Raw genomic sequence first — 17,572 nt, forward strand, 5'->3', positions numbered from 1 at the left:
ATCAGCTGACGCTGCTTTTCAGGGTGCTGGCCTGCTGGTGACGTGCTATCGCCAGATCGATCAGGCGGCTGATCAGATCCTGATAGCTGAGTCCGGCCGCCTGCCAGAGTTTCGGGTACATACTGATGTTGGTGAAGCCGGGCAGGGTGTTCACCTCGTTGACGATAATCTCACCGTCGTCAGTCAGGAAGACATCGACGCGGGCCATGCCAAAGCACTCCAGCGCAGTGAAGGCCCGGATGGCGACGGCCTGAATGGCCTCGCTGGTCTGCGCGGAAATCGCCGCCGGAACGACCGTCTGTGCGCCGCTTTCAGAGATATATTTGGTGTCGTAAGAGTAAAAGGCGTCATGCACCACCACTTCACCGCACGGGCTGGCTTCAGGGGCGTCGTTACCCAGCACCGCACACTCGATCTCCCGGCCTTTGATGCCCTGTTCAATCAGCACCTTACGGTCAAAGGAGAAGGCCAGCGCCAGCGCCGCCTCAAATTCGTCAGGCGAGTTCACTTTGCTGACGCCTACCGATGAACCCTGGTTGGCCGGTTTGATAAACAGCGGCAGGCCCAGGCGGGCAATCACGGCCTCTGCGTCCAGCTGCGCGCGCTGCGCCTGCGTGACGCTCAGCCACGGCGCGACCTTCAGCCCGGCATCGCGTAACAGGCGCTTGGTAAAATCTTTATCCATGCTGACGGCGGACCCCAGCACATCGGAACCGACGAAGGGTAACGAAGCCATGCGCAGCAGACCCTGCAGGGAGCCATCTTCGCCCAGCGTGCCGTGAACAATCGGAAAGATGACATCGATTTGCGACAGTGGATGGGCATCGTGACGGGTGATGATCTGCTGCTGTGTCTGACCCGGCACCAGCGCCACCGCTTCGGCAGCAGAATTCAGCGCGATCAGCGCCGGATTCTCCGCGTTAAGTAAGAAGTCTGACGCATCGTTAAGGTGCCACTGTCCCTGCTTGTCGATGCCCAGCAGCACCACATCGAATCTGGTTTTATCGATCGCCTCAAGGATATTTTTGGCCGACTGCAACGACACCTCATGCTCAGCCGATTTCCCGCCAAACACGATCCCTACCCGCAACTTTGTCATCAATTTTGCCCACTGAAAAAATCAAAACCACAAGATAGCATGGGCTTTGCGCGGGAAAACAGGGCAGAGCGGCAGATAATTACGCCCGGTGGATTAGCCTTCGCTGCTGACCAGAAAACTGCCGTTCAGCTGCCACTGCTGCCGTTCGCGAACGCGGGTAACAGCGGCCGGCAGCCAGGTATTTATCGTCACTTTTGCGCGCAACGTCGTGCCTGACGCGGGCTGGCCCTCCTGCAGAAAACGGAGGGGATTATTGCCGCTAAAGGCCATTTCCGCCGCCTGCCTGCCGGCACTGTCGATCATGACCGGATGGCCGTCGAGGGTCACATCATGCAGGGTCAGCGTCGCGCGACCCTGCTCGCCAAACGCATAGCTCTCACTGTCTTTTCCCCGCGCGCTGAACGTCAGGGCCAGCGACGACGGACGATCGCAGATCACGGTAAGGTCAGCTTCACGCTCCTCACCCATGCGCAACTCTGTGGCGGCGAACGAGTTGCCGGGGCGTGAAAGCAGTTCGCCGCGAGTCACGTCGCCATAGTGGATCTGAGGGTCGCTAAGCTGAATCGCGCAGGCTGCACAGGCAGTGGTGGTTATAAACAGGCCACTGAGGGCCAGCAGCAGGATCAGAGCTGATTGCTGTTTCATGGGTCGCATCTCGCTGAAAGGGAAGCATAAAGGGTGCCGGGTTCGTTATACCAGGGCGTGACGATGTTCAGTGAACAGGACGCACCGTTGCGGCCCAGGCTGAACAGCGGCTCATCCGGCAAATCGTCGAAGAAGAGCGTGCCGTCTTCATTCACAAAGGCGACCAGAGTGCCTTTGCCATTCTTCACCGGCGCGCCCGGTGCCGGGCCTTCATCCGCCGGGAAGCTCACCAGTGCACGGCGCACAGTAAAGGCGGGGAGCACAACCGGCACAACCGCACCGCGATAAGGCGTGATATCCGCGATCCCGCTGATGACCTGGACATTTTCAGGCAGGCTCTGATTTTCGATCTGCACGCTATTCTTCTGCCAGGGCGTCCATGAAGCGATAGCGTAGCCCTGGCGATCGCTCCATACCGTTCCGCCCGGGGTACGTATCTTCACATCCGGCTGTGGGCTGTTGAGGGAAATAATGCCGAAGGTATCGCCCACCTTTCGCGGGGTAAAGGTCAGGCCGCCGCTGTGCAGCACTGCACCGCCGCGAGCGCCAAGATTGTAGCTGGTGCTGTTTTCATTACGCGATGCACCACCGCTCAGTTGGCTGTACTTCGTAGTCCAGGTCCCTGAACCGGCTATAGAGGCCGCTTCCTGCTGGCTCTTTTCACCGGACAGGCTCCAGGAAAATTTGTCATTCAGCGTGCTGTCAAAACCGATTCCTGCCCGGGTTTTACGATCATTGTTACTGACCCAGCTGCGCATGCTGCTGTTGCCCAGAGGAACGGAGAGGTTGAGATAAAAGTAGCGACTATCGCTGCGGCGCTCATCGAGTGAGAGCCGGTTTTTCTGGATACCGAGGTTCACATTGACGCTGCCAAAGGCGCGGCCCCAACTGAACATATAGCCCACATTTTCTGAACCTTGCCAGCTTTGAGAGAGGCTGCCGGAAAAAGAGAATACGCCAAGCTGAGGCTGGTTGTAGCTCACTCCAATAGCATACTGTGACTTCATCTGCCCCGTCTGCTCACTGGTCTTTTTCGAACTCCACGAGCTGCCCGGATCCATGTAGTCCCGGCTGCGGAAGCTGGCCGAAGAGGTGAGTGACAGTCGGGGAGTGACGCCCGCGCTGAGGCTGATCTGATGATTCAGACCCTGTTTTTTACGTTCACTCCCGACCGCATCCTGAGTCTGCGAGGCTATCTGCGTCACTGAGGTCATCAGGTGTTCAGTCAGGCGCAGCGTCGTGCGCCAGGAGGCGGCCTGATAGTTTTCGCTCAGCACGCCTCCGGCCGTCAGCGCCATAACGTGATTCTGAAAAAGCCCCGCCGAACCTACCACCAGTGGAAACCGATCGTCGGTTAACCGCAGGCGGCCCACGCCCAGAGAGGGGCCGGCATCTGCCAGCGCGAGCGTGGATTGGGCCTGAATATAAGGAATGGACTGTGTCTGACGATTGCCAGCCTGATCGTGGGTGATGACTTCAAAATCATCTGATGCGTTAATGGCCGGAATATCATCCAGCTTATTCATGCCCGCCGTGACCTGAAAGGTCTTCAGCAAAATGCCCCCCTGCCAGATTTCGGCCGTGCCTGCCTGAGGTACCAGCAGATCCAGTGAGACACTCCGGCCTCCGCCATTCTGTAAACCGCGTTCTGGCGTGAGTTGAGCACCCAGCAGGTTAATGCCGGGAAAGAGTGAGCCGCCTGCCGTGATTTCACCGATTTGTATCACTGAAGACCAGCCGGGGACAGAGCGTTGCGCATAACTATAGAGTCGGGTCAGTTGATGCTGCTCATCCAGACTGGCGTAGCTTTGCCCACTGCGAAAAATCCAGTTATTGATGTTCGCGCCCACCTCAGAGGTCAGTGCCTGGGAGGTATGGCTCGCGCCGGCACGCGGCTGATACTGATAGCGCTGGCCATCGTAGTTCACGATCAGGGCATTGCCGCCGCGAGAGTAGTGCAGGTCACTCAGCAGATCGCTGGCTGGCACATTAAGTTCGAGAGTGCTGCGATCGACCTTTTGCTCCATCAGGATGGGAGACTCTGTTGGAAAGTGCAGGCAGGCATCATGATCGACACGACGAAAGCGTTCAGGGTTGATGCCCAGCGCCTGCAGAAGTGTCTCTGACCAGCAGGGATTACCCGCCTCATCAAACGTCAGGATATGTACGCCTTTGCTCTGCCTGTTGACGACGATATTGACGGGCTGTTCACCAGGAAGAAAATGGCTGCCGGCATCAAGCAGCTCTGCCGCACTGGCATCGTAGCCCAGCGCTTTTAGCATCTCCTGGTCATAGCCGCCCGCCGCCAGCGTAGTAACCGGGGAGATAAACAGGCTGAGTAACAGAAATCTTTTCATCGTCTTCAGCAAGCAGCTTATAACTGTGCTTCATACGGCGTCGTTAATATCCCATAGCGGGTGACGGGGTGGAGCCGGACAGACTTGATCCCCCCGGAGACTGCAGGCAGGGGCAGAGTGATTTTTTCACCCGGCAGAATATAGGTTTTCTTCAGCTCCACTGTGGCGTTACCCGGCAGCAGGTCGACCTGCTTAGTGAGCCTGACGATATAGGGAGTAGGATTCTCAATGTTCAGCGACAAACCGCTGCGCTGGAATTTAAGGCCGGTCCAGGGGGTTGTATTTAAGGGCAAATTACCAGGAGAGATAATCACCGGGATATTCTGACCAATAAGAATGCGGGCACGATTTTTTTCGCCGTCATCCTGCGGGATAGAGACGAAATCAATGCGCTGCATTTTTTGTTTATCAAGCCTGATGCCATCTTTCAGTATCACCCGTATCTGCTGCTTTTTCCCCCCTTCAACTTTCACCAGTTGTGGCGTAATAATCAGTTTATTTTCCTTGTCTTCGGCGATGGTCTGCAGGCTGCTGTGCAGCAGAGCCGGACTATTGTCGGTATTAAGAACCGTAATAGTGGCTTCACGCGTCTCGTCGTTGAGAAACAGTACAGGCACCTCTGGTTTCATGCCCGCAGCCAGAACTGAATGTGAAATGAGAAATAACGAAGCAGCAAGAGAGAGAGATTTAAGCAATGTATATGCCTCCTGAAGAGATATCGCGAAGGCTATACAGCCTTCGCGATAATTAAATAAGGATTAAAGATAAACCACAGAAAAGGTAATATTTCCGTCAAGGTTTACTGCTTCACCTGAAGGGTAAAGGCTTGCTTTTTTCAGAAGCATTTGTGAAGAAATGGTATAGGTTGATTTGGTGTAAGCAGCTGGTGAGGTTGCATCAGCAGCAGACGCCAGACCGAAGTAACCATTTTTTTCCAAAATCTGATTGCTGCCTTCAACAATGGCCTGCGAGCTCCATGCGGATTTATCACTGCTGACAACAAGATTGCTATTAGCCTGACCATCGGATGTCGCTGCATTGATGCCGAGCAGCAGTACACCGATTTTTGACTGTGCGCTGTCAGTGCCTAAACCAAAAATATTACTATCCGCTAAATCCGTAATAGTGACTTTCATCGTATCATTCAATTCAGTGCCAGTCATGGCGCTGGAAGCACGGTTGTCAGTTGTCTGAATGGCAGTAGCCGCCGCTGCGTCGCAATCGACATTCAGGGTAACGTTACCACCCGCTTTAGGGTTTACATCATCTGTAAGCGTTGACGCAGCAATGTTTCCAAATGAAATAGAGGGTGAGCTCAGAGAAACATCGCAGGTGGCAGGCGTAATTGTGCCTGTCACTGTGAGGGTTGCTGATTCAGCAGCCTGTCCGGCAAAGCTGACAGATGCCAGAGTACTTGCAATAACGGTACTTAAAAGTAATTTACGCATAATATTTCTCAATTAAATGATGGTAATAGTGATTTTATCGAACTCTTTTTTTTGTTAATCAACGCGCAATATAGTGTAAATAAAGGTGCGTGAAACAGTTTCTCCTTATTTACAAAGGCCGGATTGAGTGTTGATTAATTTTTTCTGAATCAATTTATTAATCCAGAGTCAATAGGCTAACATATTCGTTTATTAATGGTTAAGTTAGCTGGGCGGCAAAGTTATTTTTATTCTGGGCAGTGTGTTATAAAAGAGCTCTGTTTTTTTACTTATCAGAAAAAAGCGGTTCAATAATATAATGCGCAGGTTAAAATAGCGGCGATATGAGAGGGATATTGCAGCGTTTTTAGCGGGAAATGTGTTGCCTGTGCGATCGGCCTGTTTATTATTGACACGAAAACGGCAGGAAAAGTTGTTTTTTTGACAAAAAATCTGATGGCAGCGATTTCCTGATTTCTGACGGCTTTCTTACGACTGTGCTCAGGCCATTCTCACAGCCTGAAAAGGAGCATAACTACGCTTGCGGCAGCCAAACCCTGTTTGAGCTGATGGAAGATGCTTTCCACTCCCTCCCAGCTACGTTCAGGATCCTGAATGCCATTCTGTAAACTTAAATAAAATCTGAATCGTTTCCAGCCTGACACCGTCGGAAAGCGCCATGGCAACATGGACAGCCGGTTTGCGGCCCGCATCATCAGTTTTGCCGACTATCTGGTAAGCGGTCGCAGCGAGAATGGTCAGCCGGAATAGAACATTATCTCTTCTCTGGTTGATGAAGAAATGCTTTGTAGTATCAACTCTGATTATCAAGGCTAAATCCTGAAAGGTGCCGGGATGCTGACCTCGCAGTCCCTGACCTCGGCGGTGGTGGACGTCTCCGGCGCCAGCGTCAGCAGCTTTGTCAACAGAGGCACTATTCAGGCGGCGGGCGCGGCCTATGACGCCCTGCGCGTGGCGGCCGGCAGCTACCTCAACTTCACCAACGCGCGCGGCGGCCACATCACCGGACGGGTCGGGCTTGCGGACGGCAACAACAGCGTCACGCTGGAGGGCAGCAGCACGGCGGACGACGTCACGACCGGCAGCGGCAGTGACAACTTTTACCTGAGCGGCATCCGCCCGTCCGACACCGGGCTGTTCCGTTCGCTGCAGGCGGGCGCGGGTGCGGACACGCTGAACCTCAGTGACTCCGTCCTGACGGTCACCGACCCGGCAACCCTGACGGGCTTTGAGGCGGTGGCGCTGTCGCGCGGCTCTGAGCTTACGCTTGACGGTACGCTGCTGCCGCTCGGTGACGCACGGAACGACGCGGCGGGCACCGGGTACACCCTCAGCGGCGACAGCACGCTGCGGATCCGCAGCGCGGGCGATACGGCCTTTAACAGCTTCATGCGCGGCGCAGGAACCGTTGCGGCAGACGCGGCAGGCGGCACCTTTGACTTCACCGCAAACAACGCCGCCATGGCGGGCCGGGACTTTACGGGTACCCTGGCGCTGACGGATGCCACCTTCGCGCTGGGCGGCCTGAACGCGCAGGCGCTGGCCGCTGCCCGTCTTCTGGCGGGCGCGGGCAGCACCGTGAGCGTGGCGGACGGCGTGCAGCGTACCGGCGGGCTCGCCTTTGACGGCGGCACCGTGGCCTTCAATACCGGTACGCCAGGCGAAAGCGCGGCGAAAAGCAGCGTGCAGACCGCGAACCTGCTGGACCTGAGCGGCCGCGGCACGGTGCAGGTGAATGCCGGCACCGTGGACAATGCGCCGGTGCTGCCACCGGATGCGCTGCCGCTGATGGCACAGGACGACGCGAACACCCTGCTGAAGCTGGCGGGCAGCGACGGCGCGGTCACCGGCAGCGGCGGCAGCCTGGTGCTGAAGGACCAGAACGGCAGCGTCATCAGCGACGCGCTGCACACGCAGGTGGCGCAGAACGGCCTGTCCGTGGCGGACGCCACCTACGACTACCGCCTGACCGGCGGTGCGGCTCAGGACGTGCTCTACGTAAACTACGGCCTCACGGCGCTGAACCTGCTGAGCGCCGGCAGCGACGCGCTGGTGCTGGACGCGCGCGGGCTGACCGGCAGCGCGGCGGACCTGAGCGCCGCGCTCAGCGGCCGCGGTGACCTGGCGATTGACACCGGCGCGGGCCAGACCGTGTCGCTCTCAAACGCCGGCAACAGCTACACCGGGCGCACGGACGTGCGCAGCGGCACGCTGCAGATGGGCAATGATAACGTGCTCGGGCAGACGTCTGAGCTGTCGCTGGCCGCAGGCACGGCTTTTGATATGAACGGCCACACTCAGACGGTGGGCATGCTGAACACCGCAGCAGGTTCACTCACTGACCTGAACGGCGGCAGCCTGACGGTGAGTCAGGGCGGCACAGCGGAGGGCCGCCTGCGGGGCGCAGGCGCACTGAGCGTAACCGGCGGCACGCTGACGGTAAAAGGCAGCAACGCCGGACTTACTGCCACCACCTCCATTGCGGGCGGCGCGGCGGCAGAGCTTGACGACGTGCAGGGACTGGGCTCGGGCGGCATCGTCAGCGACGGCCTGCTGGCCCTGAAACGCGCGGCCGGCGGGCTGATTAATCAGCTGAGCGGCCGCGGTAAGGTGGCGCTCAGTGACGGCAGCGACGTGGTGCTGACGGGCGATAACCGCGACTTCGGCGGAGAGTTCACTGTCGCGGAGGGCAGCACGCTCACCGCCACCGGCGCAGACAGCCTGGGCACGGCCGCCGTGGCTAATCAGGGGCAGCTTAAGCTGAACGGTGCTGCCGGCTGGCTGCTGGAAAACAGCATCACGGGCAGCGGCGCGCTGGCCCAGAACGGCAGCGGCGTGGTGACCTTAAGCAATCCGGCGGCGCAGTACACCGGCAGCACCGCGGTGAACGCGGGCGGACTGCAGCTCGGTACCGCCGGGCAGGCGGTGACGCTGGCCTCTGGCAGCACGGACGTGGCAGCAGGTGCGGTGTTTGGCGGCTTCGGCGGCACGGCAGGCGACGTAAACAATGCCGGCACCCTGCAGTTGGGCACCCTGGGTCCGGCACCGCGCGCGGTGGCCGGAGCCACGGACTTCACAGTCGGCGGCGACCTCACCAGCAGCGGCACGCTGATGGTAGCGCAGCCGGGCGCGGCGGGCAGCCTGCTGCACGTGAAGGGCGACTATACCGGCAGCGGCGGGCGCCTGGTGCTGAACACCGCACTCGGCGGCGACGGCTCGCTCACAGACCGCCTGCTGGTTGACGGTGATACCCGTGGCAGCACCGCGGTGGCGGTAAACAATGCCGGCGGCAGCGGTGCCAGCACCATTGACGGTATTGAGGTCATCACGGTCCGCGGTAAGTCAGAGGGCGAGTTTACGCAGGAAGGGCGCATCGTGGCCGGTGCTTATGAGTATCATCTGGCCCGCGGCGACGCGGAAAACAGCGCGAACTGGTACCTGCGCAATACCGTGAAAGAGGATGGCGGCGAAAGCGGTAACGGTGGCGGCGGCACGCCGGGAGAGAACGATGACGACGTCGTGCGCGTCTACCGTCCGGAGGCGGGCGCCTACGCGGCGAACCTGGCGGCGGCAAACACCCTGTTCAGCACGCGCCTGCACGACCGGCTCGGCGAAACGCACTATACGGACGCCGTCACTGGCGAGCAGAAGGTGACCAGCATGTGGCTGCGCAACACCGGCGGGCATACGCGCTTCTCTGACAGCAGCGGCCAGCAGAAAACGCAGGCCAACCGCTACGTGATGCAGCTCGGCGGCGACGTGGCGCAGTGGAGCTCTGACGGCGCAGATCGGTATCACCTGGGCGTGATGGCGGGCTACGCCAACCAGCACAGCAGCACGCAGAACCACGTGAGTGGTCAGTCGGCGAAGGGCAGCATCCGCGGCTACAGCGCGGGCCTGTATGGCACCTGGCTGCAGGACAACGCGGAAAAGACCGGCGCGTACGTGGACACCTGGGCGCAGTACAGCTGGTTTGACAACAGCGTGCAGGGCGACTCGCTGGCACCGGAGTCTTATAAGTCAAAAGGCATCACGGCCTCAGTGGAGAGCGGCTACACCTGGAAACTCGGCGAAAAGAACGCGCGTGAAAGCTACTACGTTCAGCCGAAGGCACAGGTAACATGGTCGGGCGTGAAGGCAGGCGACATCCGTGAGGGGAACGGCACGCGGGTCAGCGGCACGGGCGAGGGCAGTGTGCAGACGCGCCTCGGCGTGCGGGCCTTCATCAAGGGCCACAGCGCCATTGATGAGGGCAAAGATCGCACCTTCCAGACCTTTGCAGAGGTGAACTGGATAGCGAACACCAAACCCTACGGCGTGAAGCTGAACGGCGTGGACGTGCGCCAGAAGGGGACGCGCAACCTGGGCGAGCTCAAGCTCGGCGTGGAGGGGCAGCTGAAGCCCGGCGTGAACCTCTGGGGCAACGTGGCGCAGCAGATGGGCGGCAGCGGCTACTCGGACACCGGCGCGATGGTGGGCCTGAAGGTGAGTTTCTGACATAACACTCAGAATCAGAAGGCGCCTGCGGGCGCCTTTTTTATGGTGTTTTTTCACCCTGAAACTTACTGTCGTTGCTGTTGTTTAGCAGACTGTGGCTGACCGCCGCAGCCTGAACCGAATGATTGCCGGAAAGAGCCGCGTCCGTGATGAGCGAAAAGCGGACATTACTGACATCATCAGGGAAATTAATGGGAAGCAGGTCAATGCGCTTCTTGTACAAAAAAGTCTTAACAAGACTAAAGCGCAGAACATTTTATCTCAATAAAATCATAAGTTTAATAGGTATTTAGAATAAAGTATTACTGAGCTGATTAAACTTCGGGCAGGCTTTCCTTGCTCTGTTACACTCAAGACAGGTGTGATTTCATAATTTCAGCAAGGGCAGGGTTGCTACTAAAAAAACAGACATCAGTGATGAGCGTGCAAATGCAGTACTATTTATCCGCAGCGACGGACATCTACGGTTATGTAACAGGAAGGTTAGTATGTCCGGTAGTGAAGAAGAAAAGGTCAATATCATTATTGGCGAAGCCACATTTACGCTGCTTGAGAACGACGATTACGTCGGCGCGCGCGCCCTGGTCCGACAATTGACACAGATGCTTGAGATTGAAACTGAGGCAGACCGTCGTCAATCTATTAAAGAAGCAATCCGGCAGATCAGCAGGCTTATCACTGCAGCCATCTATTCCGATAAATGTTGTACTGAAATAAAAAGTTTATCGCGCACTATTTCTGGCCAGAGTAGCATGGTGTACTGGTAGTTTTTGGAATATTCAATGCACCGGGTATATCCCGCCTCACCAGTTCAATGCACCCGCTGACGCAGCATCTGAATTGCTCTTATGCTGGTTTCCCGCACCTGGTTGTCAATGGTGCTCTTGCTCAGAAGCTCTAGTGCACTTATCAGATCATCCTTCCGTGCCATGGCTTTCTGGCTGAGCAGCCTGCGAATAATGCTACCAATGAGCTCTAATGCTTTTTTATTGTCATCATCGCCCGAATCCATAACTCCTCCGATGAACGAAGCAGCTGTAAATATAGCACCATGTTATGTGGGCGAGGTAACTTTGCCAGCAGCGGGGAAGCTGATAACTTCATAAACCTTAAGAGCCGGTAATAGAGTGTTTCTAACAGCGGCTCAAACCATTTTTCCCCGTGAACAAGCATACCTGGATGTGAGCAACGTCAGCTTATGGCACAAAGCGGTCTGCGAGCAGGCAAAGGTCCGCTAAGAGCGAGGAGCGGACGCCCGGTGTCCGCTAATGTGAACTAGCCAGGTTACTTAAACCGTCTTCCTGCCTCATCAGTCACCTTTTCTCCATCCTCTTTGGTGAAAGAACCTTTCTGACCTTCAGGGAGAATATCCAGCACAATTTCTGAGGGACGGCAAAGTCGTGTCCCTAACGGTGACACTACTACTGGCCTGTTAATCAGGATCGGGTGCTGAAGCATAAAATCGATCAATTGCGCATCAGAAAATTTATCTTCATCCAGACCCAATTGCTCATAAGGCTCAACATTCCTACGCAGTAATGCACGTACAGAAATCCCCATTTCTGAAATCAGCCTGGTAAGCTCTTCTCGTGTCGGTGGCGTATCGAGATAATAAATAATTGTTGGTTCGGTGCCGCTATTACGGATCATCTCCAGCGTGTTACGTGAAGTACCACAGGCCGGGTTGTGATAGATAGTAATGTTGCTCATATCAGTATCTCATTACAAAGTGATAGAGAGCCGCCATACCAGCGCGGCCAGAGTGACGAACAGCACCGGCAGGGTCATAATTATGCCTGTCCGGAAGTAATATCCCCAGGTAATGCTCATGTTTTTCTGTGCCAGTACATGCAGCCACAGCAGGGTTGCCAGACTCCCGATTGGGGTAATTTTGGGACCTAAATCGCAGCCAATCACATTGGCGTAAATCATTGCTTCTCTGACGACGCCAGTCGCAGTACTCCCGTCAATGGACAGCGCACCAATCAGCACCGTCGGCATATTGTTCATCACCGACGACATGAAGGCAGTCAGGAAGCCGGTGCCGAACGTGGCGGCCCATAAACCGTTGTCTGCCAGCATATTGAGTACGGCAGAAAGATACTCAGTGAGTCCGGCATTACGCAGGCCATAGACGACCAGATACATACCCAGCGAGAAAATCACGATCTGCCAGGGCGCACCACGAAGCACTTTCCCGGTATTAATGGCCTGGCCCCTCTTTGCCACCACGAACAGCACCGCTGCGCCAACTGCTGCTATAGCGCTGACAGGGATCCCCAGCGGCTCAAGAACAAAGAAACCGACCAGCAGGAACAGCAGAACAATCCAGCCAGCCCCGAACGTCGCAGGATCCTTAATCGCACTGCCAGGAGTCTTCAGCAGTGAGACGTCATATCTGGCAGGGATATCGCGGCGGAAGAAGAGATGCAGCATGACCAGCGTGGCAGCAATGGCTGCCAGATTCACAGGAACCATCACCGAGGCGTACTGCGTAAAGCCCAGGCCAAAGAAATCCGCCGAGACAATATTTACCAGGTTAGAGACAATCAGCGGCAGGCTGGCGGTATCAGCGATGAATCCTGCAGCCATGACAAATGCCAGTGTCGTTCCCTGGCTGAACCCCAGAGCGAGCAGCATCGCAATCACAATCGGTGTCAGTATCAGTGCTGCACCGTCGTTAGCAAACAGCGCAGCAACAGCAGCGCCAAGCAGCACTATCCACGTAAACAACAGGCGACCGCGCCCGTTACCCCAGCGGGAAACATGCAGTGCGGCCCATTCAAAGAAACCAGACTCATCGAGCAGCAGGCTGATGACGATTACCGCAATGAACGCCGCTGTTGCATTCCAGACGATATTCCAGACGACAGGGATATCTTCAAAGTGGATGACTCCCGTTCCCAGCGCCAGCGCGGCTCCGATACTTGCGCTCCAGCCAATGCTGAGGCCTCTGGGCTGCCAGATGACCAGGACCAGCGTGAGTATAAAGATACTTCCTGCCAGAAACATTTTCAGACTCCTTTATATATGCTTATGTGTATGTGATTAAGCTTGTCAGCAAGAAGTACATGCGGATTTTTCCAGTCGTTCACGCACATCATCGCGCAGGCAGTGCCATGCCGTCGTTATCGTCTCGCCGGCCCATGCAGGCATGTGCGGTGAGAGACGATAGTGAATCCATTTCCCTTCCCGGCGGTCCAGTACCAGTTCAGCCTCACGCAGGATAGCCATGTGACGGGAAACTTTAGGCTGTGATTCAGTGGTAGCCGCACATATATCGCATACGCACAGTTCGCCCGACTCCCGGAGAAGCATGACAATTGCGAGCCGGGTTTCATCCGACAGGATTTTAAAAAGCTGAACAGGCTGTAGCATTTATTACTCCGTTCTCTTTAGAATACATATATGTTAAATCATATGTGTTTATTTTGAAATCACCAGAGCCACCCGAAGGAGAAAAAATGGAGCACTTTCCTGCCCTGAACGCTGATTGCTTCGATCAGCATATTGCTGAACGTCTGCAGCTCCATGAGCCGCCACGCATTCTGATTCTGTATGGCTCGGTAAGAGAGCGTTCTTACAGTCGTTTTACAGCAGAAGAAGCAGGTCGCCTGCTGGAGGCGATGGGAGCGGAAGTCAGACTGTTTAACCCTTCAGGTTTACCCCTGCCGGACGACGCCCCGGATACGCACCCAAAAGTCACCGAGTTGCGCGGGTTGGTCAGGTGGTGTGACGGGATGGTGTGGAGTTCCCCGGAGCGGCATGGGGCAATGAGTGCCGTGATGAAGGCACAAATCGACTGGATTCCCTTAAGCGAAGGAGCCATTCGCCCATCCCAGGGAAAAACTCTGGCGGTCATGCAGGTGTGCGGCGGTTCGCAATCTTTCAACGCCGTGAACCAGATGCGAATTCTGGGACGCTGGATGCGGATGTTTACGATCCCCAACCAGTCTTCAGTTGCCAAAGCATGGCAGGAATTTGATGAGAACGGGAGAATGAAACCCTCGTCCTGGTACGATCGTATCGTCGATGTCGCCGAAGAGTTGTTTAAAATTACCCTCATACTGAAGGGACAGACCGGTTACCTTGCCGATCGCTACAGTGAACGAAAAGAGAGCCATGAGGAGCTTTCATCCCGCGTTAATCAAGACAAAATATGACGTTCCTGTTTTCATGAGTTCATGCTGTGTGAACTCAACAACGTCCGCTTCTGGCACAAAGCGGACTTTCAACCGGGTACATCTTCTGAGAGCGAATAGTGGAATTTTGCAAGGAATCACTGACACCATAATGTTTTAATCAACGGGCAGTAGGTCTGTGAACTTCGCCTCAGAGTTTTTCACTACCAACAGCTTACTGCCTTATGTAGACGCACAGCCGTATGCAAAGCCGGGCATTTCATCATCAAGCGCCTGTAGTGCTAACTGCCGCTCATTTCCAGAGCGGTTCACTAAGTTAAAACACAAGGTGTATGTCTTTTCCACGCCAGCCAAAACATGTGCATTTTATATACGAAAGCTGATGTTAGCGTTTTCAAATTCTGATCATTGCGTTGTTTACCGTTCAACGCTTTTGATCATTATCCAGTGATCAGAATTCATGATCATATTCTTCAGCGACAGCCTTGAACAATCACATCCAGGGTTTAATCAACATTGGGTCAAAAAGCCCAATGGGAAAGTTAAACAGATACTGGCGGGCGGCTTTCTCTATAGGGGCAGCCAGACGTTTTTCCAGCGCCTCAGTTTTTTCTTTTAGTGCCACGTTTTCAGCTTTCAAATCCAGTGTATCTTGTTCAAACATCAGTGCTTCTGGCCTTGCAGTATCAAGCGGAACTCCAGGCGCGTCAGCAATTTCTGTCCGCAGAAAACCATAATCAGCCAGCTTATCAATATTCATGACCTCATCACTTACCGCCCGCAGTGCCGCCTCGGCATTAGGATAATAGTCAGGAGCACCAATGTTTGGCGCGCCATGTTTATCCAGGAGCTGGTATGGGGCAACGGGTGGAGTGTCATACCAGCTTTCATATCTGAACCAATAAAGCGAAGGTTGATGCTCTGAACGTCGATACTTTTTCAGCGTTAAAAGGCACAGGGCGTTGTAGCTCTGATCTGGATAACGCTGTTTGAGCTGTTCAAAAAGAGCTTTAACACTGATGTAGCGTTCTGTATCTGACCGGCGCGCAAGTTGCTCATTACGCAGTTGCTGAATGGAATCATCGAAGCTCATAACTTGTTTTTGACCTGCAATCCTGGGATGGTTCAGATAAGGCTGTCTTAATGATTGAATCAGGATGGCTGTCAGGCTTTTCGAAAAAGGAAATCAGGTTTCTGGCACCGGCCAGGCAGACATTTAAACCCACACTACTTACGTCACCCAGCCATTCACTTACGTCCCCCACTACATCACCTGATTCGCGCCCAAAGAAAAAGGAGTCAGACGATTTCTCATCTAACTCCTTGTTTTATTTGGTGGCCCCTGCTGGGTTTGAACCAGCGACCAAGCGATTATGAGAACGGTGCTCATGTTCTTAATATCAATAACTTAATGATTTTCATGAAAATATTATAATGAATGTTATTGGTGGTTATTGAGCTTTTGAGTTCTGGAGGGACAAAAAGGGGACATTTTGCTATCCCGTTGAACCAGCCCTCTGTAATGGTGGGGGGTTGTTCATCATTCGCTCGGGCATAGCTAATAACTCCGGAATTTCCCAAAAGAGTTCTTCAAATGTGTTTATACGATGAAATGTATAAATCAGAAGCCAAAATGTTCTATCTCTATTGGTGCCAGCATGAAATAGATGAATTAAATCTTTTTTTACTTCAATAGATTCTTCTCGATTAATTATATCAACAAGTTTTTTTATGATACTTATCTCTTCGGGGTATTTTGTCCAAAGATGATTTTCGAATATGTACCAGCAGTCTAAAGCTGTACCAATTCTAAAGCTCTCAATCCCTGAAACTTTATTATTTTCTTTGTCCTCAGCAAGTATCTTATCATACAAGCCGAAAGCATTTTTTAAAAAGCTGTCTTCATCAAATATATAGCTTTCTTTAGTTTGAGGGTCGGTGATATAGTATCTTTTTTTATCAAGTTTTTCATTTAGCGATTCAACAAGTAGTTGAATGTAATTTTGATGGTATTCTCTTGTGCGCATCGTTTTTTCAGTTTTGTAAGCTTGTTCTTGTAATTTTATTTGCCTTTCAAAATTATCTCTGGTTTCTTTAAGCGTAGTTTTTGATGTTTCTTTGGTTTCTTCATTGTTTTTAATGGTTATTATCAGTGTAATTAACAATCCAAAAAAGCTAAGTGCAGATAGTAATAATCCACCTGTACCTGATAAATATGACCCAAAATCACCCCAGTCACCTGTGTTTCCTGATATTTCATGATCTTTAAAAAACCATGTGTAAATAAAAATAGGAGATGCCATGCTCAAAAAAAATAAAGATAATCCAACAATAATCATTTTTTTCATGTTTTTTCCATTATAGGTTTGACATAGGATTAAATTTTACAGCATCCTCTAAATGGTTAGGGGAGAAATGTGCATAGCGCATAGTCATCTTAATATCAGTGTGCCCTAATATCCGTTGAAGCACTAAGATATTCCCACCGTTCATCATAAAGTGAGATGCAAAGGTGTGTCTCAAAACGTGCGAAAGCTGACCATCAGGTAAATCCAGTTCGGCACGCTTTACGGCACTGCGAAAAGCTGAATAGCAGGTATCAAAAATTCGGCCGGTTTTTTCGGGTTTCGGAATGCTGTCATAAACAGATTGGCTAATTGGCACGGACCGATTGCGATTGCCTTTTGTTTTTATAAAGGTGACTCTTAAATTTCTGATCTGCTTTGTTGTAAGCGACTCTGCTTCATCCCATCTTGCCCCAGTAACAAGGCACAGATATGCCACATGGTAAACGTGAGAGTTACGGCTGTTTTTACATTCCATAAGAAGCCGCTCGATCTCATTTGCTTCCAAATAGGCTAACTCTGATTCCTCCGATTTGTAAGGACGAAGATTTCCTAGAGGGTTATCCTTCTTCCAATGTCCGAGCCGTTTCAGCTCATTGAAGACGGCACGAAAGTAAGCTAGTTCAAGATTCATAGTTCGCGGTGAAACTTTTTGGACCCGTGCCGTTCTCGCTATTTCACCTGACAGTCTTTTTTTACGATAAACCGAAAACATAGTTGAGTTAAACTCATGTGCAGACGGATTGCCCATGCTTTCACATGCAAAGAGCATTGCTTTCTGGCGCTTTTCACCATCGTCTAAAGTGACTCCATGCTCTTCGTACCACTGGGTCACTAAATCGAATAGCATCCGACGATCTTCTTTGCCATTAAGCCACGGTTTTTCAACTAAGTTTTCCATAACAAAGTTTTCGTATGCTATTGCTTCTCCTTTAGTAGTGAAACTTTTACGTATGCGTTTACTGGCTTTCCCTTTAGGTTTTCCTTCGGGATAAAAATCTAATAGCCAGCCTCCGTCAGGTTTTTTTCTTATTGACAA

The 17,572-nt window shown here is 53.3% G+C and carries 16 protein-coding genes; 3 read left to right on the forward strand and 13 right to left on the reverse strand.

Going from position 1 to position 17,572, the window contains the following annotated elements:
• Position 1: 1 nt before the first annotated feature.
• The 6 genes from ddlA to ACNY69_RS11265 form a co-directional block, all read right to left on the reverse strand.
• Entirely contained in the window at positions 2–1,099 is a 1,098-nt protein-coding gene (gene ddlA, locus ACNY69_RS11240; RefSeq protein ID WP_111141350.1) for a D-alanine--D-alanine ligase, read from the reverse strand.
• A 93-nt stretch (positions 1,100–1,192) separates the two neighbouring features.
• A complete protein-coding gene (locus ACNY69_RS11245) occupies positions 1,193–1,744 on the reverse strand; it encodes a DUF1120 domain-containing protein (protein WP_111141351.1) in 552 nt (183 codons plus the stop codon).
• The gene (locus ACNY69_RS11250) at positions 1,741–4,101 is read right to left on the reverse strand and encodes a fimbria/pilus outer membrane usher protein (protein ID WP_293774454.1); all 2,361 of its coding nucleotides are present in this window, start codon (positions 4,099–4,101) and stop codon (positions 1,741–1,743) included. The genes ACNY69_RS11245 and ACNY69_RS11250 overlap by 4 nt, the downstream gene beginning before the upstream one ends.
• Before the next feature lie 17 nt (positions 4,102–4,118).
• Positions 4,119–4,796 (reverse strand): fimbria/pilus chaperone family protein, encoded by a 678-nt coding sequence (locus ACNY69_RS11255; protein WP_158527496.1) that lies wholly within the window; start codon positions 4,794–4,796, stop codon positions 4,119–4,121.
• Between the two features lie 63 nt (positions 4,797–4,859).
• Positions 4,860–5,549 carry a DUF1120 domain-containing protein gene (locus ACNY69_RS11260; protein WP_111141354.1) on the reverse strand — a complete coding sequence of 230 codons (690 nt, stop codon included), beginning with the start codon at positions 5,547–5,549 and terminating at the stop codon, positions 4,860–4,862.
• 582 nt (positions 5,550–6,131) lie between these two features.
• Complete coding sequence (locus ACNY69_RS11265; protein ID WP_111141355.1) at positions 6,132–6,359, reverse strand: hypothetical protein; 228 nt, start codon at positions 6,357–6,359, stop codon at positions 6,132–6,134.
• Positions 6,360–6,383: 24 nt separating this feature from the next.
• On the opposite strand from ACNY69_RS11265, the gene ACNY69_RS11270 reads away from it, so the two are divergent.
• Positions 6,384–10,046, forward strand: a complete 3,663-nt coding sequence (locus tag ACNY69_RS11270) for an autotransporter outer membrane beta-barrel domain-containing protein (RefSeq protein ID WP_418798336.1) — start codon at positions 6,384–6,386, stop codon at positions 10,044–10,046.
• 488 nt (positions 10,047–10,534) lie between these two features.
• Positions 10,535–10,813, forward strand: coding sequence for a hypothetical protein (locus ACNY69_RS11275; protein ID WP_146240873.1), 279 nt, complete (start codon positions 10,535–10,537; stop codon positions 10,811–10,813).
• Positions 10,814–10,857: 44 nt separating this feature from the next.
• Here ACNY69_RS11275 and ACNY69_RS11280 read toward each other — a convergent pair whose 3' ends face one another.
• From ACNY69_RS11280 to ACNY69_RS11295, 4 genes are all read right to left on the reverse strand, one after another.
• Positions 10,858–11,058, reverse strand: coding sequence for a hypothetical protein (locus ACNY69_RS11280; protein ID WP_111141357.1), 201 nt, complete (start codon positions 11,056–11,058; stop codon positions 10,858–10,860).
• Between the two features lie 272 nt (positions 11,059–11,330).
• Positions 11,331–11,756 carry a glutaredoxin-dependent arsenate reductase gene (arsC, locus tag ACNY69_RS11285; protein WP_064365669.1) on the reverse strand — a complete coding sequence of 142 codons (426 nt, stop codon included), beginning with the start codon at positions 11,754–11,756 and terminating at the stop codon, positions 11,331–11,333.
• Between the two features lie 12 nt (positions 11,757–11,768).
• A complete protein-coding gene (locus ACNY69_RS11290) occupies positions 11,769–13,058 on the reverse strand; it encodes an arsenic transporter (protein ID WP_293774462.1) in 1,290 nt (429 codons plus the stop codon).
• Between the two features lie 45 nt (positions 13,059–13,103).
• On the reverse strand, positions 13,104–13,424 hold the full coding sequence (locus ACNY69_RS11295; RefSeq protein WP_111141359.1) for a transcriptional regulator: 321 nt from the start codon (positions 13,422–13,424) through the stop codon (positions 13,104–13,106).
• 86 nt (positions 13,425–13,510) lie between these two features.
• Between ACNY69_RS11295 and arsH the strand changes: the two genes are divergently transcribed.
• The gene (arsH, locus tag ACNY69_RS11300) at positions 13,511–14,209 is read left to right on the forward strand and encodes an arsenical resistance protein ArsH (RefSeq protein WP_293774465.1); all 699 of its coding nucleotides are present in this window, start codon (positions 13,511–13,513) and stop codon (positions 14,207–14,209) included.
• A 472-nt stretch (positions 14,210–14,681) separates the two neighbouring features.
• Here the strand turns inward: arsH and ACNY69_RS11305 are convergent, their stop codons facing one another.
• The 3 genes from ACNY69_RS11305 to ACNY69_RS11315 all read right to left on the reverse strand — a co-directional run bounded on the left by ACNY69_RS11305 (position 14,682) and on the right by ACNY69_RS11315 (position 17,572).
• Entirely contained in the window at positions 14,682–15,281 is a 600-nt protein-coding gene (locus ACNY69_RS11305) for a hypothetical protein (RefSeq protein WP_418798338.1), read from the reverse strand.
• 403 nt (positions 15,282–15,684) lie between these two features.
• Complete coding sequence (locus ACNY69_RS11310) at positions 15,685–16,536, reverse strand: hypothetical protein (protein WP_418798339.1); 852 nt, start codon at positions 16,534–16,536, stop codon at positions 15,685–15,687.
• A 10-nt stretch (positions 16,537–16,546) separates the two neighbouring features.
• Positions 16,547–17,572 (reverse strand): phage integrase, encoded by a 1,026-nt coding sequence (locus ACNY69_RS11315; protein WP_418798340.1) that lies wholly within the window; start codon positions 17,570–17,572, stop codon positions 16,547–16,549.

It is taken from the genome of Pantoea graminicola, from assembly GCF_048452665.1.
GTDB lineage: Bacteria > Pseudomonadota > Gammaproteobacteria > Enterobacterales > Enterobacteriaceae > Pantoea.